This window comes from Holdemania sp. Marseille-P2844, assembly GCF_900120005.1.
GTDB lineage: Bacteria > Bacillota_I > Bacilli_A > Erysipelotrichales > Erysipelotrichaceae > Holdemania.
In genome coordinates, this window is sequence record NZ_LT635450.1 from 299,065 (window position 1) to 322,668 (window position 23,604).

Here is a 23,604-nt window from a genome sequence, read left to right on the forward strand (position 1 = left end):
AAACTTACATATTGAAGGTGAGTTTATGCAGCGATGGAAAAGACGCGTCGATCTTCAGGTTTCCCTGCTTACGGCAGCTGTTGTTTTTTTGTCTTCTTCCGTCGTTTTTATTTTATGTTACACGTATACGTATGCCGGAATGATTTCAGAATTAAAAGAGCGGGTTCATGCCATCGTCAGCTTTGCCAACACGTCGCTGGATCCGCTCACCTTCACGGAAATTCATGACCGGGGCGATATGACCTCTCCGCTTTACCAACAGACCGCCCAGCTGCTGCGCGATATCCGCAGCGCGACGGGAGTGCGTTATTTATACACGGCGACCGTTACGGAAAACGATACCCTGATCTACTTATTAGATGGTCTGGAGCCGGAAAGCGAGGATTTCCGCTATCCCGGCGATCTGATTGAACCGGAGATTCAACAGGATCTGCGGACAGCGCTGGCCGGCACGGAGATCCTGCCGAATACCATCAAGGCGACGGACTGGGGGAAAATATTCATCGCCTATTCGCCCGTCTATCAGGATGATGCGGTCATCGGTGTGGTCGGCGTCGAATTTGACGCCGGGAGACAGGCTGAAATTTATCATCAGCTGCGAAACTTTATTCCCCTCACGTTAATCTTTGCCTGCGGCCTGACCACAGTGATCGCCTTCTTTGTTTTCCGCCGCATTTCCAATCCACATTATAAAGATCTGGCGATAACGGATCAGCTGACGCAAATGCGCAACCGCAATGCTTTTGAAGTGGATATCGGCAATCTCAACGCTTCTCATCAGTTTAAAAAAATGGGTATTCTTGTGGCGGATCTGGATCATTTAAAACAGGTTAACGATGAGCTGGGGCATATTCAGGGGGATTTGTATATCCAGAAAGCCGCTGCAATCCTGCAGGAGTGTCTCAAACCCCAGGCGGTGCTGTATCGGACTGGAGGAGATGAGTTCGCGGCTTTGATTTTGGACACCTCCGGACGAAAAGACTTGAGCGATCTCTGCACGCAGCTGCGGGCGCTATATAAAAAACGCCGGCCCGACTGGCCCGTAGAGACCGGCTTATCGGTCGGCTGGGCTGTTTATGAGATCGGCGATCATTCTGTCGAGGACATCTATCGGCGGGCAGACAACGCGATGTATCAAGATAAAGCGGCGTCCCATCAACAATAAGACAAGGCTTCAGCGAGCTGGGGTCTTGTCTTTTCTTTCGTTTCTTCAACGTGCATGTTCTTTCGTTTCTTCACCGTGCTTTTTTTGTTTTTCAGCATGGGCTTTAAGATTGGCTGATTCTCGGCTTTTGCCCCTTCGCCTTTCTTGTCCTTCCGCCAGCCTGAAATGAATTTTGCTTTTCCAATCGAAGCGTAATTACCAGAATCAAGGCCGGAAACCGTTCCGACCTTTTCCTCTCTTTGCCCTGTGTTTATCTGTTTCTTTACCAAACTGCGGCTTATGCCTGACTGTTCCATTCGTCAAAGAATTCCTGGAGGTACTGTTCCATAAACGCCGTGCGTTTTCGAGCCAGACGCCGGCCTGTTTCCGTGTTCATCATTGATTCCAGAAGCAGCAGTTTTTCATAGAAATGGTTGATCACCGTGCTCCGCTCGCTGCGGTAAGCGGCAGCGTCCATCTGAGTGCGCGGCGGCAGTTTAGGGTCGTACATCGGATTGCCGACATGGCCGCCATAATAGAAGGTCCGGGCAATTCCAATCGCGCCGATCGCATCCAGCCGGTCCGCATCCTGGACGATTTGCCCTTCTTTGGATAAGATCTGCTTTTCGCTCAGATTCTTGGAAAAAGACAAATGATCAAGTATCGTGAATACCGGTCTTTGAATCGACGGATCAATTTCCGCCAGACGGTCTTCCAAAAGCTGATGTTCCTTTTGAGGATCCGCCGTCAGCTTATCGTCGATGACGTCGTGAAGCAGCGCTGCGGCGACGATCAGATAGAGATCGCAGGGCGCTTCGCTGCGGGTGATCAAGACCGCGTTGTTGACCACGCGCAGAATATGATCGAGACTGTGTCCGCTGGTGTCGCCGGCCAATTTGGATTGCGCGATGGCATAGAATTTCCGGCAGTTTTCAATTTGTGTGCTATTCATGTTTCTCCTTTTCGGGCTCAAGCCGCCCGGTTTGTCTGTCAGGTTCCATTGTACTCCGTTTGTTCATCAATCAGGCTTGGGATGATTACAAGATGGAAAACTCAAACGATGCCGTCGTCGGCTTCGTCACAATCTGAATTTGAAGTAGAAAAATCGGATTCTCTTTTCTTGGAAGACGCCGAAAACACGCTTCTGCGGCAAACGCTTGCTTTGCGGGGGGGGGGGATTCTTTTTTCGCTATCTCTGTTTCTGAGGGGCTGGATCAAAGATCTGATATCCGCTGACAGTCTGAATTTCCCCGCCGCTGACTTTAACAAAGCGTTATCGCATAATGCCAGAATCGACCGCGGCACGGCTGGCCTGTCGGATTTCTTCTCGCTGTTTGTCACTTGTTCGATTGAAATGGAGCTCCAGATAGATTGAAACCAACCCCAATCCGCAGATTTGTACCCATGCCAGACCGCTGTCAAGCTCAGCGCAGAGAAACGGAAGTGACCACCCGGCGGATCAGTGCTTCGTTCTGATCGTAAAAGTCCCGGTCAAACGATCCTGTTACGGTATAATACCGGGCTTGACCTTCAAAGAACAACAACTGCAGTCTGACGCTTCTGCCTTCCTTCAGCACCGCCAGCCGGCCGCGGTCACCCTGCCTTGAGACAACGAGCTGATCTTCAGAATCCATCAGTGGGAAAGTCCATGCGGGTACGCCATATTGATAAATCACCCTGAGCGCATTCTGACCGGAAGGATCGCTGAGTGTCAGGCCATAATTCGGTGGAATTTCACTGATCAGCGGGGTGTGGATATTCGCATCGCACACACAGCTCCAGCCCGCTGGCAGTTCGATCGAAAATTCCGGATCTCAAGGTACTTCCGATTTAAACACGCAGCGTTTTTCTGCAAGATGCAGGAGAATACTGACGCTCAAAATTACTGCGATCAGAATGGGACAGACTTTCATCAAGCGGGAAATCATTGTCATCAACCTCTTTTACGAATCACGGCGTGAATTTGAGCGCGGATTTCCGGCATCCGCCGCTGCTCAAAGTCAGGATGATCCTTCAGCCATTTGCGGTTTAATGGAGAAGGGTGGGGCAGCGTAAAAACAGGAATCCCCCGGAAGCTCTGTGTATGGAAGATTAATTCTTCCAGCGCGAGTTCAGGATACAACCACTGTGCGGCATAGCTGCCGATCAAAATGATGCGCTGCGGCTGCACCAGTTCCAGTTCCCGCCGCAGATACAGCTCGGCACATTGCTTCGGCGGTCGAAGATCGCCGCTGCCTTTGGCTTTACCGGGATAACACCGGGCGATCGAAGCAATATAAAACAGCGCGGGATCATAAAATTCCGCATCCGTAATCTGATACCACTCCTGTTTCAGCTTTTTGCCGCTGGCGTCATTAAACGGCAGTCCGGTTTCCATTACGCGCCGGGACGGTGCCTGACTGATCTGAAATATTTTGGAATCGAGATTTCCCTGAAATACCGGGCGCGGTTCATCCTTGATCTGTTGCCGGCATTCCCGGCAGTTCTGAAGCTGAACTTTCAACCGTTCAAATTGTTCCCTTCGCTCTTCATTGTTCATTTCTTGTTCCTCAATCCTCGTGCTTTGTTTCATTATACCACGCTTTTAGGGAATTCATCCGGTGTTCCTTCAGGCTGTTGACCATTGGAATCTCATTGCAAAAGCGTAAGGAAAATGCTTTAATTCAGTCAGAAGCAAAACGACGCAACGATTCAATGATCCGATTCATCCAAAGGGCGAAAAAACCGAGTTCATATAGTTTCGATCCAAGAGATCAGCCATTTTGCTGAAGCGTTATAAAAGGAGGAAAAAAGGATGAAACCAAGTACGAGAATAATTTGTCTTGCCGGACTTCTGCTCAGTCTGCTGAGCAGCTGCCAACAGACCGCCGGTTCAAAATCAGAACTCAGCCTGAAAGCCGCTGCTTTCAATCAGGAAGACGCCGCGATTGCCAAACAATTTGGCTATTCGTCAGATCCCCTGATTTTCCAGTTTACAACGGACAGCTCCGTTCAATCGCTGCATTATACGGTCTATACGCTGAATCAGGGACAATGGGAAGCCCAATGGACCGGCGATCAAAGCTTATCCGGCCTCCGCGGCCGCATCGCCGTATATACCGACGGACTGCCGAAGGGCTATACGTTGATTATGCAATGCGATAATGTCTGTGTGAAAGACGAACTGCGCGTGGAAAATCCCGATTTTTCAATGCCGGAACAAGCGGTCTTATCAACGGCGGTTCTGAGTGAAGAAACGTCATGGACGAAAGGCCGGGAATTCCCCATACTGGTTCAACAGATTTCCACCCATGAAAATAAGGGCGCAGTAAATCTGGAACAATTTTTCAAACCGGATCACTTTTCCGATCAGGACGAGGTCTGGGCCTTGACTCTGATTTTTCAGGAATCAGAGAATTCACGGCAGCTGCCTTCAAAGTGATCCTTGAAAATCGCAAATAGAAAACCCTATATGTAGGTGCTATAATAGAAACGTACAAAACGACAAAGCAAAATTTGTGGAGGCAATTTATGAGCGATTTCAGCATTAAGGATATGCTCTTCATGCAGCAGACATTGCAGGAAAAATATAAAGATAAGTGGGAAACGATTGGCCCTGAAGCGGGAAAACACAAATTGTTGTGGATGATCGGCGAAATAGGCGAGGTCGTAGATATTATTAAGAAAAATGGAGACGTCAAGGCACTTGAAGATCATGCGTTACGAAGACATCTGATTGAGGAAATGGCGGATGTTCTTATGTATTACAACGATGTCCTTCTTTGTTATGGAATCAGTGATGAAGAACTCAAAGAGGCATATACGACCAAATTTGAAAAAAATATGAAACGCTGGTGAATTCCAGTTTGGGATATTTCCAACAAGCAAAAATCTCTCTTTCTTTCATAGACGGAAACAAATGATTTTTAGAAATGTGACGAAGGTTAATGGACCTTTGAGGTATAACCCCCACACTCTATCCATTGTAAAAGCTGTATTGGCAAGACCTGATGAACCTCTAATGCATAGCATAGCGGCATGAACAAGGGTATCCTGAATCGCCTTCGTGGGCATGATAATACCGTCCTGTGTTTTTATTTCTTGCCTTATTTTGTGGTGCTAAAATGGTGCTCAACTTTACAAAACTGACTTAATCGGAGATATAAAGTAATAAATGGAACTATGCGGAAAACCATGATTTTAAGCCATCTTCTCATGGTATCATAAACTTTTATGCAGACTTACAAGAAGATTTCCGTCTATTAAAGCAATAAAAAAATAAACGGGATTTGAATCCCGTTGTTTTTGCGTTTAGCTATTTTTTTCTGCCAACAGATGCTGGGCGATAAACTTCCCGACGCCGTCGTGATCGTGATCCGCCGTGATAAAATCCGCGGCACTTTTTGTTTTCTCGCTGCCGTTGGCCATGACCACGCCCATTCCGGCATGGATCGTCATGTCGTAATCGTTATCCGCATCGCCGAAGGTGCAAAGCTCCTCCATGGTGAAACCATGCAGCGCCATGACTTCTTTCAAGCCCTGCGTTTTCGATACCCGCGGATCCATGTATTCGAACAAAACGCTGGCCGTGATCAGGCCGGCCGATTTGGTTTTCGGAACGGTAAACGTATGACTGCGGGCAACGACCGTTTCCATCATTTCCGGATCACAGACAATCATGACCTTCGGCCGGGGTTGATTCAGAAATTCATCATAATCGACCACATGGTAGGGAATATGATCTACCCGGGAAAGCCGCTGGATGAACCGGTCATCCTTGGGCGCAAACAATTCCCCCTGCCAGGGAATCGCAAAGTTCACATCCAGATCCTGATAATGTTGGATGACCTGACGGATAACGTCACCGTCCAAAGGAAAACTGCTTTTTTCCACATTCAACAGAAAGTCAGCGATTTCCGCGCCGCCCGTACCGACAATCGCATCGACGAGTCCGTTAATGCCCCAACGCTCCAGTTGATTTTTAACACTATGCACATCCCGGCCCGTCGCCAGACCAAACAGAACGCCCTGCGCTTTTATTTTTTTAATTTGTTCGATGGTATAGGGAGAAACGACTCCCTGGCTGTTCAGCAACGTTCCATCCACGTCGCACATGATTGCTTTGATCGCCATTTTCTAGTCCTCTCTGATTTCACAGTCCTATTCATTATAAATCAAAAAACAGGGAATGCGGACATTGATTCGTAAATTCGTTAATTCACACAAAAATTTCCATGTCAGCCTCTTCTGGATCCCAAACCAGAAACCCTAAAACTTAACCTGAAATTAACAAAAGTCCGGCCTGGCTCCACTTCGCGCATGGTATAATTGAAAAAAGAAAGAAGAGGAATCCCATGTATCAGATAAAGAATTTTCAGGATAACGACGACGTCCGGACGCTTGATCAGCTCGGCCCATTTACCGTCATCGAATATCTGCGCGATCTCAGCGTTACGCCCGGCTCTGCCATGACCGCTTATTATTGCAATGAGATGAATGTTCGCAAACGGCAGGTACTTTGCGATCTGGCGCAGGCCGATATCACCGTCCAGGCCGGCGCGATGCAGTGGATGGTCGGCGATGTGAAGGCAACGACCGGCGTCAAAGGAGTCGGCGATCTGTTAGGCAAAGCGATCCGCGGCAAGGCAACCGGCGAATCGGCGATCAAGCCGGAATACACCGGCAGCGGCACCTTGGTGCTGGAGCCGACTTACAAACATTTAATCTTGATGGATGCCGCAGATTGGAACGGCTCCGTCGTTCTTGACGATGGTTTATTCTTAGCCTGCGACTCCCGATTGCAGCACAAAGCAGTCATGCGCTCGAATTTCTCCTCCGCGGTAGCGGGCGGCGAAGGTTTGTTTAATTTGAGCTTGAACGGGTCCGGCGTCTTCTGCATTGAATCCGATTGCCCGAAAGAAGAACTGGTGGAAATCACATTGAAAGACGACGTGCTGAAGGTTGACGGCAACTTTGCGATCGCCTGGAGCAATTCGCTGCAATTTACCGTGGAGCGTTCCAGCAAGTCCCTGATCGGTTCTGCCGCTTCCGGCGAAGGACTGGTCAACGTGTATCGCGGCACAGGGAAGGTTTTGTTAGCGCCGGTCGCAACGCTGCCGCGATAAGATCCTTTACGCAAAAAAAGACGGAATATCGGTGCTTCCGTCCTCTATGATCCGAAATCTTTCGGATCTTTTTTTCTTCGCGGGCCAAAGATCTTGCATTATTCCTTCCACAAGATTTCCGCTGTCTGACATCGGGGAGCCTGACCCTTTTTTACAACGAAGAAAAACATGATCGACAGGAAATCCCGATATTTCTTCACTTTCAATGAAAGGCGCTTCGAAGATCGGCACGCCGCAGTCCTGAACCCTGCGCCAGCATTTTCCGTCTTACTTCCCGATTTCAGACTTTACTGAACGATGAAGTCGGACGATTGGAAATGGCTGTAATACCTTCCGCTTTTGGCGGTAAATAGAATTCTGATCTTCCCTGATTCCTCGGGTTCCCGCTTTTCCCGGGATGCTTCCGTCCTTTTTGGCAACGGGTCTTCCTGAACGCCGATGATTGTCAGCCACCCCTTCAAACAAACGCCGCGGTAAAACCGCTGATCCATAAAGTAAAGGCTGGCTGGCCGTTGATCAATTCCCGGAAAAGAAAACGCCGCCGCTTCCACTTCAAACCAGAAGCCGCAAATTCCCTCACGCCGGCAGGCTTGCGGCAGCGTCCAGGTTTCAGGATATCCCTGATCGTCGATGAAGCTGCAAACGACATCGCTGACATGATCCGCCAGTTTTCCAATCGTCTGTTCTGGATTTCTTATCATTTCTATTCTCCTGTTCTTAATGAACTCAAAAATCATTCTCGCGGTATTTTTCCGCTTTTCCTTTCTGCGTATACTCCCGAATCATTTCCGTTTTAGCCGCGGTGTAGCCGTCACGATCAAAGCGATACAATTTTGCCAGCCACAGCTTCAGCTGTTGATATGCCAAAGCGGCTTTTGGATGATCAATCAGGTAATCCCGGAAAAACAGCTCGTCATGATCGCCCGGCCGGCGCAGATGGAGATGAAAGACACGCTCCGCAAAGCCCTGCGGCGTATAGCCTTTATTGAAGGACATTCGCAACTCCGACTGACTCATGCATAAATATCCCGCATCGAGAAGCCGTGCTTGCATGTCTTCCCAATTCGCCTCTTCCGTCGTTTCCACCAGAATATCCACAATCGGTTTCGCCCAAATTGTTCCTATGGCCGTACTGCCGATATGTTCCATGCGGATCAGCTGATTTTCAGGCAGCTGACTTTTCAGGAATGAAGATTCCTCTGCATAGAATTGCGGCCATTCCTGACGGGGCGGGACCAATTCGATTGGAAAGAGATGCCACAATTCTTCTAACGACATTTCAGATAAAGCCTTTGTCATAAACAGTCCTCCTTTGCGGGCAGTGAAGGCCAGGATGAAGCAGCTGAAACGTCTAAGCCTGAGTGATCCCGGATTCGCGGCGAAGATCCCGCCTCCGGCTACACGCTCACGCTTTCGCTTTCTTATGTCATCGCAAAACTCTTATCAATCCAGTTCTGGATCGCGGCGTCTGTCAGGACACCGTCCAGCGTCAGTGTGATCCAGTGCTTTTTATTCATGTGAAAAGCCCGGTACTGGCCTGGCTTACCGACTTCTTCCGCAATCATAGCCGGCTGTGCTTTTACGACAAGAATTTCGATCCATCCCTCGCGCTGCGGATCCAGCTTGCGGCTTTCAATCGTCATCAGCACGCCAAACCATTTCAAGGTTTTCTTATGGCGCAAAGCTGCGGAATGGGGCGAAGCTTCCCAAAGGTATTCCGGCTGCACATCATAACGTTCGCGGAGATAGCCGACGATCCGCCGGGCTTGTTCCGCCTGAAACGTGTCGGTGATAAAGCAGGCGGCGGCAATACGGGCAAGTTCCTGCCGGCACAATTCGCGCAGCACCGTTACGAAATGACCCTGCGCGGCTTCAGATTTAATCAGCGTATATTCTTCTCCGGTAGCCGGATCTGTCAATGAATAGTCAGGCTGCCCCTTATCCACAACGACGCGAAGCAGGAACTGACCTTCGTTGATCGGCGTTTCCCATAAAAACTGATTACCGGACTCGCGGAACCCGAAGGCAAGCAGCCGCGCCGGATCCGGTTTTTTGAAATGAAACAGGGCCTCCCATTCCCTCATGTTTTTTCTCCTCTCAGCGGTCTTGTCCTCAACCCGCATGCGATGTTTTCTACAACTCCAAAACAGGGATAATCAGCATATCCTCACGCCGATTCTCTATCCAGCCATTGTTCAATAACCGCCTGAACCGAAGCGGCGCTGTGCGCTGCGCTGGCTATGACCTGCGGCTCGGCCATGTCGATGCAATAGCTGTGCCGGGTCGTTTGAAACATCGGAATATCGTTTTCAGAATCGCCGACGACGATCAACTGATCGCGGTCCACTCCAAACTTTGCGCATAGTTCCATGATGGAGATGCCTTTTGAACTGTTCAGCGGACCGATGTCGATCATATCGCAGTCGCTGGTCGTTATGATCCCCGGATAATTCCGCCGGCTCAGCGTCTCTTTGAACGCGTCGCGCTGATGCGGCGGTACAAAGATCTGAATTCGTTCGACGCCGTCCTCTGGGTTGATTTCATCCAGCTTCGCGACCACAATCGAATCCCACAGGGAATCATAGGCCGGAACTCCGCGCGGGTAACGGTCGTTGCCGGACCACAGCCAGCAGTCATGATAGCCGGTCGCAACACTGATATTCAGATCATTCTCAAGGACATAGCGGCACAGATCAAGGTACACGCTGCAGGGCAGCTGCTTGATTATCGTCTCGCCGGTTTCCAGCCGTACCGCCGCGCCATTGCCGCCGATAAAATTAAAATCAAAGCCCAATTTCTCCGCAATGACCGGATAATGATGCAGCCCCCGGGCTGTCGCAACCGCAAATTTATTGCCATGTTCCACCCAGCGTCTGACCGCATTCAGGTTGTCTTGAAGCTGGTTGGGATTGGGAGATTCTTTTCGTGGGTACAACGTTCCGTCTAAATCTGAGATTAACAGTTTCATCTTTTACCTGGGGTCCAACGAGATGAATGGCTGCTTTCCCCTCGGGCCCTTCCTTTCCGAATTGTATCTATATAGACATGTTCTAATTAGAATATACTATATTCCTTCATTCCCGTCAATTCCTGTTTACGAAGATTGAATAAATAACGGAAGTATTACAAAGTTTCAACAAAGTGGTTGTCATAGCTGTCCCAATATTTACGGTATACCCGGCCATCGTTTCCATCTAAATTGAGCTGATACATTCTGAATGTAACCAGAAAGTTCTTTGGCTGCCACATTTCTTCATAAGAATATTGATAACGCATCCCAACTGCCTGCATGACATGGCCGCTGCGCGGATTATTTACGTCATGCGTGGCCGTGACGTAGGGAAAACCGTCTTCTTGCACCTGATGAATCACCGCCCGGGCTGCTTCTGCGGCAATTCCGCGATGCCAGAATTCGCGGCGTAAACCATATCCCAGATCATGGCTCTCGCCCGTGCTTACATGGATATAACCAATCGGAATTCCGTCGCTTTTCAGACAAATCGCATAAGCATAGCCCTGCGGCTTTGCATAAACCGAAACAAAGTTCTCCTCGTAAAAAGTCTTCGCTTCAGCAACGCTGGTCAGCGGATACCACGGCAGGTATGTATTGACTTCTTTGTCGCTGAAAATGGCATAGATTGCGGAAATATCCTGTTCTGTGAATTTCCTTAACCGCAGACGTTCTGTCTCCAATTCCGGTGTGTTCATTCCTTCCTCCCCTTCTCTCATATTAAGTCTTTTGTCTTAATTATACGCAATGATTATGTCTATGAAAAATCATTCTTTCCGCAGCCCGTGATTTTCATCATAATCAAAGTCTTCCCTGTCCGTATTCTTTGAACTTTTCAGTCAGCTTTAACTATTACTGACTGATTTATCCATGTCTGATTCAATAATAGGGTAGAGGGAAAATAAATTTCGCCCCTCCCATTGCACCGTACGTACGGATCTCGTATACGGCGCTACATATGTATTGCTGTCACGAATAACTTAGATAGTACTCTAAAGGATTGACTAAGCCTTGTCTTTCCTTTTTCTTTATGGCTAGTATTCTGGGATTTAAGATGTAGTTTACCACATTCATTCCACATCTTCGATACCATCCTAGTCTTGAATTTGCTACTTTAAATATGTCTTCCTCTGTAAAGGAAAAATTTTGCAGTTTATTCAGTCTTTGCAGATTTATATAAATCCGTTTCGGTATCTTCCATTGCTTAATAATAACCACTCTTATTTTGTGTCTTAACCATTGTCCGAATTTATCCAAGAATTGTTTCATACTTCCGATACGGAAATAGTTTATCCATCCTCGTATAATTTGGTTTATTCTTTTAAATGTCTCTGCTAATGGTCTTGCTACTGCGTGTTTCCGTTTTAGTATTTCTTTGATTTTCATGCATAACTTCGCTTTCCTGTTATCGCTTGGCCTACACTTCCATCCCATACTTCCTTTCCAGAACGTAAAACCTAGAAAATTACTTTTCGTCGGTCTTACGATTTTGGTCTTTGTCGCACTCACTTTTAAGAATAGTTTTCTTTCTAGCCACCATGTGATTGATTTCATTACTCTTTCTGCTGCCATTTCGCTCTTTACGAAGATGTTACCATCATCAGCGTACCTCACAAAGCGCAGCCCTCTCTCTTCAAGTTCTTTATCAAGCTTATCTAAATATATATTTGATAGTACTGGACTGAGTGGTCCTCCTTGTGGTACTCCTGCTTCATTTGGACTTACTAGTCCATCTTCCATAACTCCTGCTTTTAAGAACGAACGTATCAGATGCAGTATTTCTCTTTCATTCACATGTTCTCTAAGTATTGAGATTAACTTGTCATGATGTACTGTATCGAAATATTTTTCTATATCTATGTCAATAACCCATTCGTATCCTTCGTTTAGATATTCTAATACTTGTTCCATCGCATTATGTGCACTTCTATTGGGGCGAAACCCATAACTGTTTTCACTGAAATGTGGTTCATATATTTCGCTCAGTATCTGCGCTAATGCTTGTTGTATTACTCTATCTGTTACTGTCGGTATACCTAGCGGTCTTTGCTTTCCATCTGCTTTTGGTATATAGACTCTCCTTACTGGCTTTGGTTTATATTTCATATTCATGATTGCGGTTATAATTTCCTCTCCATGTATTTCAAAATATTTGTCAATTTCTTCCACCATCATGTTATCAACACCCGGTGCGCCTTTGTTACTCTTGACTTTCTTTATCGCCAGTTCCATATTTCTTTTACTTAGCATCTTTTCTATCAATCTCATTCGCTGTTCCTCCTCTACTCGTAGATTTATCCAAGACCATCCCCACTACTTTCCTCATCAATGATTACGATTCATTGTTTCAGAGTATCCTCATTTTCGGATTGCTTGAACATTTTCTCATAGTGATTCACACTATACATACATTAAGTCCTTCGTTATCTAGGCTGGATAACTAATATGACCTCAGCTGACTTCTTGTGATAAACCTTTTTCGACCGATGCTACCATCCCTGATTTTAAAGTTTATTGGACTTCATCGTTCACAAGACCTCCCGGGGTAAGACATACATCTCTTTCCTATCTTCACAAGTTCCTGATTTACTGTCTTGGTTTTACGTTTACCTTTTGGACTTTGGTTTGTTTCGCAACCTTATCCACCATTTAGCCTCATCAGGTTTCTGTTCGTAACCTCGAAGATTTTGCTACACCACTTCCTTCACCCTTAACATCACTGCTAACGACTTGTGGTTCACTACACTTGGCGGTAAATACCCGTGGTTGGATTTTCACCAACTAGATGTATGCCATGCCCGGCACACGAAAAAAGGCCGGATACCTTAAGTATTCGGCCTGTTCGTAAGCAAATGGTGTCCTCTTAGGGACTCGAACCCTAGACCCACTGATTAAGAGTCAGTTGCTCTACCAACTGAGCTAAGAAGACATATATATCAACAGCAAGATTTTAGCAAAATCATCTTATCACACCTGACGGCGGAATGCAATGTTTTGTTGAAAGCTTCCCAATTTTCAGGCGCTTTCTCTTGCCGTGCTTTGATATTATATTCCAGCACTCTAAGAAATGCAAGTCTTTTTTCTTTTTTTACAAATTTTTATGCACAAGTGAATTGAAAAAGTAAACGCAGCCTTAAAGCAAAAAGAAATTGCATTTACTTTTGCAAAGACGCGGACTGCATTTACTCGTGCAAATGAGTTATAGTCATCTTGTATCTCCCTGTCCAGATAGGAGTCCTCATTATGAGCCACTTAACTTTGCAAGATCGGATTACGATTCAATCCGAGTTGAATCAGGGTTCTTCTTTCAACACGATTGCTCGTTTGATTTCCAAGAGTCCTACCACTCTCTCCCGTGAAATTCGAAATCATCTGCTGATTCGCGATCGTTCTTCTTACCCTCAGTCTCGCATGATGAACGATTGCCTCCATCGCTTTGAATGCCGGCTAAAATTTGTCTGTCAGCCTCAGTGCCATTTTCAAAAGGGGAATTGTCGTTTTTGTGGTCATTGTTTCCGGGTTTGTCATGATTATGAAAAAGAGTGCTGTCCTTCTCTCTCTCATCCTCCTTATGTTTGTAATGGCTGTCGGCAGCGTCAGCGCTGCTCCCTGGAACAACGTGATTATAAGGCAGCAGAAGCCCACCAGGAATATCGGCAGAGGCTCGTTGAAACCCGTTCTGGATTTAATTTAACCGAAGCTGAATTGGCTTTGATTCAGCGGGAGCTTACTCCGCTTATTAAAGAGAATAAACAATCCGTACATCATGCTTGTCTGGTTAAAGCTGATATTCTCCCTTGTCATGAGAAAACCATTTATAATCTCATTGACGCCAACCTGCTTCCCGGTATCAAAAATTTAGATTTGCCTCGAAAGTGCCGCTTAAAACCTAGAAAATCAGGGCGGAAAGAACATAAGGTCGATAGTCAATGTCGGATTCACCGAACTTATGCAGACTACCTGGACTTCGTTCAAGCTCATCCGGATGTCTCCGTTGTAGAGATGGATACTGTTGAAGGGATTAAAGGCGGTAAGGTGATTCTCACGTTTCTCTTCAAGTCCTGCAATCTTCAATTATTCTTCCTGGCCGACCACCATACCTCTCAAGCTACAATTCAACAGATGGATCAACTTTATGAACAACGATTCGGTCCTGAGTTATTCAAGAAAATATTTGAAGTCATCCTGACGGATAATGGCTCCGAATTTTCCAATCCGACGGCGATTGAAAACGATGCCTTCCATCAATCCAGGTCTCGTTTATTCTACTGTGATCCCGCTGCTTCCTATCAAAAAGGGACTTGCGAGAATAACCATGAAATGTTGCGCAGATTCTATCCTAAAGGATCATCTTTCGATCAGTTAACACAAGATGAATTGAACCTCATTTCAAGCCATATCAATTCTTATAAAAGAAAAAGACTGAATGATCACTCGCCTCTTGAGTTATTCAGTCTTCTCTTCGGGAACGAAACGCTCGATAAATTAGGGCTTGTTTCCATCGCTCCTGAAAGCGTTTGCCTTTCCCTCCGGGGTTTGTTCAACAAATAAAGAATAGACACAGGGAGATCCATTGACAAGCCAGCCTAAGAACGAATTTAGCACCTGCATTTACTCAACGAAATAAATTGCATTTCGCTAAATATCTTTTCTTGTACCCTTTTTTATCTGGTTTCTACGGATATTTTAACACTTTTCCCTCATTATCTGGCTCTTTTTTTGTTTCCTTTTACTCTGTTTCTCCTTTTACTCTGCCCCGATACACATTTTCTTCTTTACCTGCGTTTACTTTTACTATTGACCATTTTTATGCACAGGTAATTTGAAAACGTCAGCGACAGGAATCATTGCGTTAACTTGGACAAAAGAGACCGTTTCCCTTCTGGCCGACGATTCCTTTATTCACAGATTCCACCGTTTATCCGGCTTTAACAAAGCATCGTGTTTTTTATTTTTTGTTTTGACCAAAAACAAAAAAGCCCTTGCGGACTTTTCATTTTTAATGGTGACTCGTACGAGATTCGAACTCGTGAATGACGCCGTGAAAGGGCGCTGTGTTAAGCCACTTCACCAACGAGCCAAAAAAAATGGCGCCTAAAACAGGGCTCGAACCTGTGACCTAACGGTTAACAGCCGTTTGCTCTACCGACTGAGCTATTTAGGCGTTTGCTTAATTATAATATCATAAGCCTTAAGGGTATGCAAGCACTTTTTTTCGTTTTTTAAATTTTTTTAATTCCATTTTTTAACATTTCTCAAAGGAAAAGTCTGCCCGGATCCGGGCAGACCACCGCTGTTTCAAAATTGCGTTAAATTGACGACCCATTTCTCTTTCCGCACTAACGAATAGGCGATCACCAGCTTCAGAATATCCGTCATCTGTCCGATGACATACAACACCAGAATATCAACGCCGGTAAAATAGGTGAAGCAGCAGATCAGCGGAATGTTCACCGTCCACATATAGCCCGAATCCATAAACAGAGTCGAACGCGTATCGCCGCCGGCGCGCAGAATGAAGTAGCACTGCGTGTTGCCCATATAAATCCAGAACATCACCGACATGATCCGCAGCACGTCCACCGCAACCTGCTTGGCGGTAGGCGACACCTGATAGAAATGCGGAACGACAAACGAAGAACCAAACATCAGAACCGCGAACAACAAGGAAAGCATGACGCTGAAGCCCAGCAGCTGATAACCATGATCGCGCGCTTCGTCCAGCTTGTTCGCACCCAACGGCTGCGAAACCAGAACCGTCGTCGCTGCGGCCATCCCGCCGAACAGCACGAAGAAGATATCGCCGATCGTATTCGCAATCGAATAACCGGACATGACCTCCGGTCCGCGCGTCGCATAGAACTTGAACAACGTCGCCATTCCCAGCGACCACATGACTTCGTTGAGCGCCAACGGCGCCGCCTTGATCAGAATGCTGCGGGCCAGCTGGCCGGGAACGTGGAACAGCTGCGCCAATTTGGTTTTAAACGGCAGATCCAGCTTCGTCAATACGATCAGCAGCACGGCCGCTTCCAGCACCCGGGCGATCAACGTCGCGATCGCCGCGCCCTCAACACCTAAGCGCGGAAAACCGAAATTCCCGAAGATCAGACAATAGTTCAGCACCGTGTTCGTCAGCACCGCCCCGGCGCTGATCACTAACGGAATTCTGGTTTCCCCCACCGCCCGCATCGCGCTGGAAATCCCCAATGACAACGCCATCGGCAAAAACGTAAACGCCGCAATCCGCATATAGGCGCTGCCCAGCTGAATGATCACCGGGTCGCCCGTAAAGAAATGCACAATCTCCTGCGGCGCCAGAATCCCCAGGATGAAGAACGGGATCATGATCGCATACGCGCTTAAGATCGAGAACCGGAACGATTGCTTCATTCGTTCCTCATCCCGCGCCCCGAAGAACTGTGCGATGAAGATCGCCGCGGCCGCCAGCACGCCGTTGGTCCCATAGGTCGCGATAATATAGAACCGATTGACCGCCGCGACGCCGCCCAGCGCCGCATCCCCCAGCTGGCCGACCATTAAATTATCGACAAGGTTAACCGAACTGGTGATCAGCTGCTGCATCATCAACGGGACCGCCACAGCCAGCGCCAGCTTGTAAAACTGCCGCGTTCCGAAAAACTTCGAGAATCTTTTTTTCATTTTTCCCTTCCTCCCTCTTTGAAATCAATGGTATCAGTTTATCATACTTTTCAAAGAAGGTCATCCTTCCCTTGAAGCAAACAGAAAAAGCCGCGGTTTCAGCTTCCTGCCGCTCTCTTCCGCCGCTCTTTCCTTTTCTGATAGATATTGTTTGAATTTCCGGCTTTTGCCGGACTACCGTTTGATTCCTCAGGCTTACGCTCAGCCTTCCAGATCCTTCAGGAACTGATCGCACGCCTGATCAAAGCTTGAATACGTCTGAATTCCGTTGGCTTTCAAGCCGCCGATCACAAACGCGTTGTAGCCGATCGGACAATCCAGGCCGGATGCCTGATTGCGTCCGATCCGGGAATCGGAGTACACCGGGTACAGCTGGATCGGCTTGCCGCTCAGCTTCTTCTCCAACAGAATGCCCAGCGCCATGTGGCTGCCGGTATCTTCATTCGCCAGATCCAGGAACACGTGCGTCGCTTCGCACTGGAAATGATAATCGGCTTCAAAGATCGCTGCCGGCGTCGACGCGCCGCCTTCGTTTAAAGGCAGGTCGATCGGATTGACAAGCTGAACATCGACATCCCGCTTTGCCAGTTCCTGACGCAGCCGTTCCCCTTCCTTCCGGCGCTGATATTGATCGGCTTCGGTAAACAGCGGGCCGACAAGATAGACCGTGATCATTCCTGCACCTCGCCTAACGCCCAGTCGATATAGCTCTGCATTTCAGCGATCGTTTTCAGATGGGCTTCGCCCTTGCCGCGGTCATGACTGCCGAGCGCCAGCACGCGCAGCAGCACCGGATGATCGCTCTGGTTGTTTTCCTGCAGTCTCGCGGCCATTTTCTTGCCATGATACGGCGGCACGTTGTTATCACATTCGCCAGTCTGGATATACGTTGCCGGATAAGCGATCCGGTGGATGTTGTGATATGGAGAATAGGAAAGCATGTACGAAAACAGCGCCGGATCCATCGGATCGCCGTATTCGGTGATATACATCGGTCCCCGGTCATCGTTGCGGAAACGGATCATATCGGTATGCGGCACCGAGGCGATGACGCAGCCCCACAGATCGGGCCGCATCGTCAGCAGCGCGCACATCAGCAGTCCGCCGTTGGAACCGCCGCAGATCGCTGTTTTCTCAGGGCAGGTCCAGCCTTCCTGCTGGATGCGCTCGGCGGTCGCGATGAAATCGGTGAAGCAGTTTTTCTTGTTTGCCAGGCTTCCCCCTTCATGCCAGCGGGTGCCGTATTCGCTGCCCCCGCGCAGGTTGATGCTGACATAGATCCGGCCCTGACTGACCCAGTCAACGATGTCCAGATCGACAAACGGATTATTATAGGAAGACAGGATCGCGTTGTTGTAGCCGCCGTAGCCATACATCAGCGTCGGGGTCTTTCCCGTTTTCTCCAACCCCTTCGGCATGACGACAAAGGCCGGGATGCGCTCGCCGTCCGGAGCCTCGGTGAAAATCTGCCGGACTTCGATATCCGCCGCCGTTTTGGGATTCGGCTGATACAGCACGCTCAGCTGATCGCCGGTCAGCTTCAAAAGCATCGGCGAATGGACAAACGATTCAAATTCCAGAATCAGTGAATCGGATTTGCGAATCCCGCGCCCATTCTGCATGGCCAGCGTGCACGCGCCCCATTGGCTCGGCAGCGACAGATCATGGACCTTCTTTCCTTCAGCGTCCACCACGCGGACGAACGACGCCGCATCTTTTAAATAGAACAGCACCAGCTGATCCCCTTGACGGATCGCATCTTCCAGCTTCATTTCACATTCTGCGACCAGCGTCCTGCCTTCCGCCAGCGTCTGGCCTTGCTTCACAGCGATCAGACGCCCCAGCGGCGCCTGAGACTGGGTCAGGAAAATCAGCTCCCCGTTCAGTGTATCGACATAGGTGAACGCGCCTTTTATGTTCGCGCTGACAGAGACAAATTCGCCGTTGTCCTGCTGCACAAAGATCACGGTATCGGCGTAATTTTCCATCACTTCCGCAACGACAGTAGCCCCGTCAGCGGAGCAGGCCAGACGTACCAGCACGGCGTTTTCACGGTAATCAAAGCAGGTTTGGATTTCATCCGTGTCGCAGTCATAACAGCGAACATGGTTGACGTTCAACCCTTTTTCCGGATCGGCGTCGGCGTCGGAATACAGAATCCGGCGGCCGGTCTTATCCCACAGCGAGTAGAAAATCCCGTCCAGTTTGCGGATCAGCTTGTTTTCCTTTTGATCGACGACCAGCACGCACGGGCGGCCAGCCCCGTCTTCCAGTCCGGTATAATAAATCAGATCCGGATCCGTAAAGGACGGATTGGCCGTAAACACCGTAATTGTGTCCGGAATCAGGCTCAGATCCGCTTCCCGGATTTCTTTAAATTCCTTGTCCAAAACGACCAGTGTGCGCGTGCCGTCCGCGTTGGCCCGGGTTGCCCAATAGCCCTCTGGCGTTTCCGTGACGGCGGTATAGCTGGCGTAAAACGGCCGCGCCTGCAGCTGTTCCTTTTTCTTCGCATAGCCCGGCAGCGTGCTGAAAAACTGATCGGTCAGCGCATTTTCCCTGGCGACCCAGCTCAGCACCGCGGGATCCTTCGGCTGTTCCAGTCCGATATACTCGTCCTTCATCGTCACGCCGAAGCGGGTTTCGGACCAGTCGGATTTTTTCCATTGCGGATAATTCATAACTCTGTTTCCCTCCTTGAAATTTCATTGATCTCATTGTACCACAATGCGCGGGGAAAAAGGATCCTCTTCCGCCGCCGAACACGTCGTCATCGTTTCTTAAGAAACCTGTCATAGACCTTCACAAAGCGTCATGGGGAAGTAAAGAACTTAAGATCTTTTCCTTTTATACTGAAAGTGACAAACAAGTCACCGGAGCGGCCATGGGAAAGTCATCTTCCGGTGGCATAATAAGGGAAACTTCAAGGAGAGTGAATTGTATGAGCCGACGTCGAGTTACGGAATTTCTGCCTTTTCTTCTGCCGCTGCGCAGAAAGCAGAAAATCTGGTGTTTTTATCAAAAAATGAAGCATGACGGGAATCGTTATGCGCGCAGGCAGGCCGAAGAACGGCTGCCGTATATCCAATATGAATGTACGCAGGGATTAATCAATCCTGACAGCGGGTATGATATTCAATATCAATACAACAAGGCCCACAACCTGAAGGTGGTCTCCCGCCGCATGCAGCAGCTGATCATCGAACCGGGCGAGGTGTTCTCGTTCTGGCAGCTGGCACGGGGCGCCGATCACGATGATCCCTATCTGCCGGGGCTGGGGCTGCACGATGGTAAAATCGTACCGGTCCATGGTGGCGGGCTGTGTTTTATGAGCGAACTGTTATATTGGATGGTGCTGCATACGCCGCTGACGGTGATCGAGAAGCATCCGCATCTGGTCATCTCGCTGCCGGCCAATCCAAATGCGGAAATGCCGGCGGGGATCGACGCGACGATTCAGGAGGGCTGGAGCGATCTGAAATTCCGCAACGATACGGATCAGCCGTTTCAGCTGATTCTGGACTTTGACGAGGATTCCGTTCACGCGCAGTTCCGATGCGCACAGCCGCCGCGCTGCCGCTACGAGGTGACTGGTTCCGCGCTGACTTATTCGCGAAAAAAAGGACAGATCTTCCGCACACAGGATATTGCGCGCACGATCTACGACGCGCACAGCGGTGAACTTGTGCGCAAGGAAGCCTGTTACACCAGCCGCAGCCGGATCGATTATCCGCTGCCGCCGGAAACTGAAATTATCGAGGAGGACTAAATCATGAACGAAAAATTGAACGTTGCCGTCCTGTTTGGCGGCTGCAGCGATGAATACCATGTTTCTTTGCATTCCGCGGCGGGCGTGCTGCGGGCACTGGATCCGCAGCGGTACACAGTTGTAAAAATCGGCATTGATCCTCAGGGCGACTGGTTTCTCACAAATGCAAGCGCGGCGGAAATCGAAGCAGATCAGTGGCATACAGCGTCGGATCTGCGTCTGCGACTGACCTTGGCTCGCAGCAACTTTGAATTAAAAAGTGAAAACGGTGAAACTGTAGCCGTCGACGTCTTCTTTCCGGTCCTGCATGGCCGCAATGGCGAGGATGGAACGCTTCAGGGCATGCTGGAATTGTTCCACATTCCTTTTGTCGGCTGCGGCATGGATGCTTCGCTGCTGGGCATGGACAAGGCGCTCAGCCATCAGCTGGCGCGGCAGAACGGGATCGAAGTCAGTCCGTTCATCGTGTTCGCTTATTCTGAGATCGATCAAAAGCGAGAATCGCTGAAACGGCTGCATCTGCCCTGCTTCGTCAAACCGGCCCGCGGCGGTTCCTCGATCGGCATCACCAAGATCAACGCTTGGGAAGAACTCGACGCCGCCTGCGCGGCAGCGGCCGAACATGACAGCCGGATTTTAATTGAAGAAGCCGTCGAGGGTGAGGAAATTGGCTGTTCCCTCCTTCAAACCTGCGACAGCCTCGTGACAGGTGCGGTCGACCGGATTCATTTAAACAGCGATTTCTTCGATTATGAAGAAAAATATGTCGATACCCACGCGCAGGTGGAATGTCCGGCGCAGCTGCCGGATTTCATCAGCGAACAGATGCGCTGTCTGGCACGGAAGTTGTGGGAAATCCACCATTGTCAGGGACTGGTGCGTGTGGATTGTTTCCTGACCCCGGACCAGCGAATCGTGTTTAATGAGATCAACACGTTGCCGGGCATGACCGCGACCAGCCGCTATCCGCGCATGATGGGACAGGCGGGTATTCCCTTTGAAACGATTCTGGACACGTTAATTGAAGACGCTTTGCGGCGGGGGAGGAACGCATGAACTGCGTACGGCTTGTCAACCGGGAACATCGCCTGGAAGCGGATGAATCTTACTGGACCCGCGAGCTGGTCTGGATTGATGAAAACACTCAGCTGCAGCCGGTCTGCGCCCGCGCTTTAAACGCCTGGATTACCCATTGCGGCGGGGAAAACGAAGTGACGTTTGTCAGCGGCTGGCGCAGTTATGATCAGCAGCGAACCCTCATGAGCGAAACGGAAAGTGAACGGGGATGGGATTACGCGCATCAGTTCGTCGCCGAGGTGCGGGCCAGCGAGCATCATACCGGGCTGGCCATCGACCTGGGCATCGCCGGCAAGGATCAGGATCTGATCTGCCCGGATTTCTCCGGTCCTCTGGCGGATCGGATGCGGGAATGCGCCGATCAGTTCGGCTTTATTTTCCGTTACCCCAAACACAAAACAGAAATTACCGGAATCAGCGAAGAACCCTGGCATTACCGTTATGTCGGACTGCCGCATGCGCAAATCATCGCTGATCACGACTGGGTGCTGGAGGAATACGCCGCTTTTCTTAAAGCTTATACCAAGGCCAACCCCTATCGCTATGATGACGGACAACGCCGCTGGCAGCTGTGGACGCAGCCGCTGGCCGAAACGCTTCCGCCCGCTGAAAACACGTCGGTCGAAAGCTCACAGCTGGATGAAACGACTTGCTTATTCGTCGAAGCGCTGGATCCTGAACCGATTCCTGAAGGTCGGGATAGGGCCTGGGTCGAGCTGGACGGGATCGCGCTGCGGCACAATTTGACGATCTTGAGAAAAGCCATGGCGCCGCAGCAGGAGCTGATGGCGGTCTTAAAGGCCAACGCTTATGGACATGGTCTGGAGCCGACCGCGGATTTCCTGAGCCGGCAGGGCGTTCGGCATTTCGCCGTCGCCACCGTCGAGGAAGCCAAGGTGATCCGGGCGATCAATCCGACCGCGGAGATTCTGATCTTAGGCTATGTTCCACCGCAGCGGGCAGCAGAACTGTCGCGTCTGCATCTCTCCTTAACCTTAACCAGTTACGATCAGGCCTGTCAGCTGGATCAGACCGGCTGTCCGATCAGCGCACATCTGCCGGTGGACACCGGGATGCACCGTCTGGGTGAAACCGCGGAGGATCTGGACGCCATCGCGCGGTACTATGCGCTGCCTCATCTTCAGATTACCGGCCTTTATTCCCATCTTTATGAAGCGGATAACCTGAGCGCTGAAGCCATTGCGCATACCCGGGCGCAGATCGAACGGTTCTTTCACGTCGTGGACGGTCTGAAACAGCGGGGAATCGATCCGGGCCGCGTGCATCTGCAGGGAAGTTATGGATTTCTGAATTATCCGGAGCTGCGGTGTGATCTTGTCCGCTGCGGAATCGCGCTGTTCGGCTGCATCGCCCCGTTCCGTTCCCGGATGGCGCTGGATTGGCGGCCAGTTGCTTCCGTCCGCACCCGGATTGCGGCGTTGCGGCCGTTGAAAAAAGGGGAGGGCGCAGGGTACAATCATGCCTGGGCCGCTCCTTGCGATACGACCGTCGCGATTCTTTCGATCGGTTATTCCGATGGTCTGCTTCGCAGTTCCTCCTTCCAGGGGGCAGAAGTTCTGATTCATGGACAACGCCGTCCGATCGTCGGCGCGATGTGCATGGATCAATGTCTTGTGGATCTCAGCTCTTTGCCCGCGGCTGTCGGGGATGAAGTCATCGTGATCGGCAAACAGGGAACCGGCCAAATCTCCGCACTGGAAGTCGCAGAAAAAACTGGAACGATTGTTCCGGAAACGTTAAGCATGCTTCGTGGACGAATGCCGCGCATTCTGGTTTAATCTGGTCTAATAAACTTGGATTTTCATCCAGTTCCAAC

Annotated in this window: 23 protein-coding genes and 3 tRNA genes; 9 read left to right on the top strand and 17 right to left on the bottom strand. The window is 49.5% G+C overall.

Features of this window, described 5'->3' with window-relative positions; genetic code table 11:
* Positions 1-139 precede the first annotated feature (139 nt).
* Positions 140-1,165, top strand: coding sequence for a GGDEF domain-containing protein (locus BQ7364_RS06040; RefSeq protein ID WP_159432759.1), 1,026 nt, complete (start codon positions 140-142; stop codon positions 1,163-1,165).
* Here the strand turns inward: BQ7364_RS06040 and BQ7364_RS06045 are convergent.
* Together BQ7364_RS06045 and BQ7364_RS06050 are read right to left on the bottom strand one after the other, a co-directional pair.
* Positions 1,156-1,461 carry a hypothetical protein gene (locus BQ7364_RS06045; protein WP_072683880.1) on the bottom strand — a complete coding sequence of 102 codons (306 nt, stop codon included), beginning with the start codon at positions 1,459-1,461 and terminating at the stop codon, positions 1,156-1,158. The genes BQ7364_RS06040 and BQ7364_RS06045 overlap by 10 nt on opposite strands.
* Complete coding sequence (locus BQ7364_RS06050; protein WP_072683881.1) at positions 1,443-2,096, bottom strand: HD domain-containing protein; 654 nt, start codon at positions 2,094-2,096, stop codon at positions 1,443-1,445. The genes BQ7364_RS06045 and BQ7364_RS06050 overlap by 19 nt, the downstream gene beginning before the upstream one ends.
* Before the next feature lie 81 nt (positions 2,097-2,177).
* Here BQ7364_RS06050 and BQ7364_RS06055 point away from each other — a divergent pair, with 81 nt between their 5' ends.
* Entirely contained in the window at positions 2,178-2,519 is a 342-nt protein-coding gene (locus BQ7364_RS06055) for a hypothetical protein (RefSeq protein ID WP_139248577.1), read from the top strand.
* 49 nt (positions 2,520-2,568) lie between these two features.
* On the opposite strand, the gene BQ7364_RS06060 is transcribed toward BQ7364_RS06055, so the two are convergent.
* Positions 2,569-2,916 (bottom strand): hypothetical protein, encoded by a 348-nt coding sequence (locus tag BQ7364_RS06060; protein ID WP_072683883.1) that lies wholly within the window; start codon positions 2,914-2,916, stop codon positions 2,569-2,571.
* A 161-nt stretch (positions 2,917-3,077) separates the two neighbouring features.
* On the bottom strand, positions 3,078-3,683 hold the full coding sequence (locus BQ7364_RS06065) for a uracil-DNA glycosylase family protein (RefSeq protein ID WP_072683884.1): 606 nt from the start codon (positions 3,681-3,683) through the stop codon (positions 3,078-3,080).
* Between the two features lie 255 nt (positions 3,684-3,938).
* On the opposite strand from BQ7364_RS06065, the gene BQ7364_RS06070 reads away from it, so the two are divergent.
* The gene (locus BQ7364_RS06070) at positions 3,939-4,565 is read left to right on the top strand and encodes a hypothetical protein (protein ID WP_072683885.1); all 627 of its coding nucleotides are present in this window, start codon (positions 3,939-3,941) and stop codon (positions 4,563-4,565) included.
* Between the two features lie 89 nt (positions 4,566-4,654).
* The gene (locus BQ7364_RS06075; RefSeq protein ID WP_072683886.1) at positions 4,655-4,981 is read left to right on the top strand and encodes a dATP/dGTP pyrophosphohydrolase domain-containing protein; all 327 of its coding nucleotides are present in this window, start codon (positions 4,655-4,657) and stop codon (positions 4,979-4,981) included.
* A 453-nt stretch (positions 4,982-5,434) separates the two neighbouring features.
* On the opposite strand, the gene BQ7364_RS06080 is transcribed toward BQ7364_RS06075, so the two are convergent.
* The gene (locus BQ7364_RS06080) at positions 5,435-6,256 is read right to left on the bottom strand and encodes an HAD family hydrolase (protein ID WP_072683887.1); all 822 of its coding nucleotides are present in this window, start codon (positions 6,254-6,256) and stop codon (positions 5,435-5,437) included.
* A 221-nt stretch (positions 6,257-6,477) separates the two neighbouring features.
* On the opposite strand from BQ7364_RS06080, the gene BQ7364_RS06085 reads away from it, so the two are divergent.
* A complete protein-coding gene (locus BQ7364_RS06085) occupies positions 6,478-7,248 on the top strand; it encodes an AIM24 family protein (RefSeq protein ID WP_072683888.1) in 771 nt (256 codons plus the stop codon).
* 287 nt (positions 7,249-7,535) lie between these two features.
* On the opposite strand, the gene BQ7364_RS06090 is transcribed toward BQ7364_RS06085, so the two are convergent.
* From BQ7364_RS06090 to BQ7364_RS06125, 7 genes are all read right to left on the bottom strand, one after another.
* Entirely contained in the window at positions 7,536-7,949 is a 414-nt protein-coding gene (locus BQ7364_RS06090; RefSeq protein ID WP_072683889.1) for a hypothetical protein, read from the bottom strand.
* Between the two features lie 25 nt (positions 7,950-7,974).
* Positions 7,975-8,547, bottom strand: a complete 573-nt coding sequence (locus BQ7364_RS06095; protein WP_072683890.1) for a GrpB family protein — start codon at positions 8,545-8,547, stop codon at positions 7,975-7,977.
* 122 nt (positions 8,548-8,669) lie between these two features.
* The gene (locus BQ7364_RS06100; RefSeq protein WP_072683891.1) at positions 8,670-9,332 is read right to left on the bottom strand and encodes an MmcQ/YjbR family DNA-binding protein; all 663 of its coding nucleotides are present in this window, start codon (positions 9,330-9,332) and stop codon (positions 8,670-8,672) included.
* Between the two features lie 83 nt (positions 9,333-9,415).
* Entirely contained in the window at positions 9,416-10,216 is an 801-nt protein-coding gene (locus BQ7364_RS06105) for an HAD-IIB family hydrolase (RefSeq protein ID WP_072683892.1), read from the bottom strand.
* A gap of 155 nt (positions 10,217-10,371) precedes the next feature.
* Positions 10,372-10,956 carry a GNAT family N-acetyltransferase gene (locus tag BQ7364_RS06110; protein WP_072683893.1) on the bottom strand — a complete coding sequence of 195 codons (585 nt, stop codon included), beginning with the start codon at positions 10,954-10,956 and terminating at the stop codon, positions 10,372-10,374.
* A gap of 271 nt (positions 10,957-11,227) precedes the next feature.
* The gene (ltrA, locus tag BQ7364_RS06115) at positions 11,228-12,526 is read right to left on the bottom strand and encodes a group II intron reverse transcriptase/maturase (RefSeq protein ID WP_072683574.1); all 1,299 of its coding nucleotides are present in this window, start codon (positions 12,524-12,526) and stop codon (positions 11,228-11,230) included.
* Between the two features lie 585 nt (positions 12,527-13,111).
* Positions 13,112-13,187 (bottom strand) — tRNA-Lys (locus BQ7364_RS06125).
* Between the two features lie 314 nt (positions 13,188-13,501).
* Here BQ7364_RS06125 and BQ7364_RS06130 point away from each other — a divergent pair.
* Entirely contained in the window at positions 13,502-14,809 is a 1,308-nt protein-coding gene (locus tag BQ7364_RS06130; RefSeq protein ID WP_072683894.1) for an IS30 family transposase, read from the top strand.
* 452 nt (positions 14,810-15,261) lie between these two features.
* On the opposite strand, the gene BQ7364_RS06135 is transcribed toward BQ7364_RS06130, so the two are convergent.
* The 5 genes from BQ7364_RS06135 to BQ7364_RS06155 form a co-directional block, all read right to left on the bottom strand.
* Positions 15,262-15,338 (bottom strand) — tRNA-Glu (locus tag BQ7364_RS06135).
* A gap of 8 nt (positions 15,339-15,346) precedes the next feature.
* Positions 15,347-15,422 (bottom strand) — tRNA-Asn (locus tag BQ7364_RS06140).
* A gap of 134 nt (positions 15,423-15,556) precedes the next feature.
* Positions 15,557-16,921 (bottom strand): MATE family efflux transporter, encoded by a 1,365-nt coding sequence (locus BQ7364_RS06145; RefSeq protein ID WP_072683895.1) that lies wholly within the window; start codon positions 16,919-16,921, stop codon positions 15,557-15,559.
* A 201-nt stretch (positions 16,922-17,122) separates the two neighbouring features.
* A complete protein-coding gene (locus BQ7364_RS06150; RefSeq protein WP_072683896.1) occupies positions 17,123-17,596 on the bottom strand; it encodes a hypothetical protein in 474 nt (157 codons plus the stop codon).
* Positions 17,593-19,602 (bottom strand): prolyl oligopeptidase family serine peptidase, encoded by a 2,010-nt coding sequence (locus BQ7364_RS06155; protein ID WP_072683897.1) that lies wholly within the window; start codon positions 19,600-19,602, stop codon positions 17,593-17,595. Before BQ7364_RS06155 ends, BQ7364_RS06150 begins: the two co-directional genes overlap by 4 nt.
* Positions 19,603-19,862: 260 nt before the next feature.
* Here BQ7364_RS06155 and vanW point away from each other — a divergent pair, with 260 nt between their 5' ends.
* Genes vanW through alr form a run of 3 tightly spaced genes read left to right on the top strand, consistent with a single transcriptional unit; the run spans position 19,863 to position 23,566 of the window.
* Positions 19,863-20,690: a glycopeptide resistance accessory protein VanW gene (vanW, locus tag BQ7364_RS06160; protein WP_072683898.1), complete on the top strand. Its 828-nt coding sequence runs from the start codon at positions 19,863-19,865 to the stop codon at positions 20,688-20,690.
* Positions 20,691-20,693: 3 nt separating this feature from the next.
* Complete coding sequence (locus BQ7364_RS06165; RefSeq protein ID WP_072683899.1) at positions 20,694-21,746, top strand: D-alanine--D-alanine ligase family protein; 1,053 nt, start codon at positions 20,694-20,696, stop codon at positions 21,744-21,746.
* Positions 21,743-23,566 carry an alanine racemase gene (gene alr / locus BQ7364_RS17520; RefSeq protein WP_083538464.1) on the top strand — a complete coding sequence of 608 codons (1,824 nt, stop codon included), beginning with the start codon at positions 21,743-21,745 and terminating at the stop codon, positions 23,564-23,566. Before BQ7364_RS06165 ends, alr begins: the two co-directional genes overlap by 4 nt.
* The last annotated feature ends 38 nt before the right edge of the window (positions 23,567-23,604 follow it).

What these genes read in the sequence shown, in the direction of transcription:
- BQ7364_RS06040 (WP_159432759.1), top strand. Translation starts at nt 140, where the DNA reads ATGATTTCAGAATTAAAAGAGCGGGTTCATGCCATCGTCAGCTTTGCC.
- BQ7364_RS06045 (WP_072683880.1), bottom strand. Translation starts at nt 1,461, where the DNA reads ATGGAACAGTCAGGCATAAGCCGCAGTTTGGTAAAGAAACAGATAAAC.
- BQ7364_RS06050 (WP_072683881.1), bottom strand. Translation starts at nt 2,096, where the DNA reads ATGAATAGCACACAAATTGAAAACTGCCGGAAATTCTATGCCATCGCG.
- BQ7364_RS06055 (WP_139248577.1), top strand. Translation starts at nt 2,178, where the DNA reads ATGATTACAAGATGGAAAACTCAAACGATGCCGTCGTCGGCTTCGTCA.
- BQ7364_RS06065 (WP_072683884.1), bottom strand. Translation starts at nt 3,683, where the DNA reads ATGAACAATGAAGAGCGAAGGGAACAATTTGAACGGTTGAAAGTTCAG.
- BQ7364_RS06070 (WP_072683885.1), top strand. Translation starts at nt 3,939, where the DNA reads ATGAAACCAAGTACGAGAATAATTTGTCTTGCCGGACTTCTGCTCAGT.
- BQ7364_RS06075 (WP_072683886.1), top strand. Translation starts at nt 4,655, where the DNA reads ATGAGCGATTTCAGCATTAAGGATATGCTCTTCATGCAGCAGACATTG.
- BQ7364_RS06080 (WP_072683887.1), bottom strand. Translation starts at nt 6,256, where the DNA reads ATGGCGATCAAAGCAATCATGTGCGACGTGGATGGAACGTTGCTGAAC.
- BQ7364_RS06085 (WP_072683888.1), top strand. Translation starts at nt 6,478, where the DNA reads ATGTATCAGATAAAGAATTTTCAGGATAACGACGACGTCCGGACGCTT.
- BQ7364_RS06090 (WP_072683889.1), bottom strand. Translation starts at nt 7,949, where the DNA reads ATGATAAGAAATCCAGAACAGACGATTGGAAAACTGGCGGATCATGTC.
- BQ7364_RS06095 (WP_072683890.1), bottom strand. Translation starts at nt 8,547, where the DNA reads ATGACAAAGGCTTTATCTGAAATGTCGTTAGAAGAATTGTGGCATCTC.
- BQ7364_RS06100 (WP_072683891.1), bottom strand. Translation starts at nt 9,332, where the DNA reads ATGAGGGAATGGGAGGCCCTGTTTCATTTCAAAAAACCGGATCCGGCG.
- BQ7364_RS06105 (WP_072683892.1), bottom strand. Translation starts at nt 10,216, where the DNA reads ATGAAACTGTTAATCTCAGATTTAGACGGAACGTTGTACCCACGAAAA.
- BQ7364_RS06110 (WP_072683893.1), bottom strand. Translation starts at nt 10,956, where the DNA reads ATGAACACACCGGAATTGGAGACAGAACGTCTGCGGTTAAGGAAATTC.
- ltrA (WP_072683574.1), bottom strand. Translation starts at nt 12,526, where the DNA reads ATGAGATTGATAGAAAAGATGCTAAGTAAAAGAAATATGGAACTGGCG.
- BQ7364_RS06130 (WP_072683894.1), top strand. Translation starts at nt 13,502, where the DNA reads ATGAGCCACTTAACTTTGCAAGATCGGATTACGATTCAATCCGAGTTG.
- BQ7364_RS06145 (WP_072683895.1), bottom strand. Translation starts at nt 16,921, where the DNA reads ATGAAAAAAAGATTCTCGAAGTTTTTCGGAACGCGGCAGTTTTACAAG.
- BQ7364_RS06150 (WP_072683896.1), bottom strand. Translation starts at nt 17,596, where the DNA reads ATGATCACGGTCTATCTTGTCGGCCCGCTGTTTACCGAAGCCGATCAA.
- BQ7364_RS06155 (WP_072683897.1), bottom strand. Translation starts at nt 19,602, where the DNA reads ATGAATTATCCGCAATGGAAAAAATCCGACTGGTCCGAAACCCGCTTC.
- vanW (WP_072683898.1), top strand. Translation starts at nt 19,863, where the DNA reads ATGAGCCGACGTCGAGTTACGGAATTTCTGCCTTTTCTTCTGCCGCTG.
- BQ7364_RS06165 (WP_072683899.1), top strand. Translation starts at nt 20,694, where the DNA reads ATGAACGAAAAATTGAACGTTGCCGTCCTGTTTGGCGGCTGCAGCGAT.
- alr (WP_083538464.1), top strand. Translation starts at nt 21,743, where the DNA reads ATGAACTGCGTACGGCTTGTCAACCGGGAACATCGCCTGGAAGCGGAT.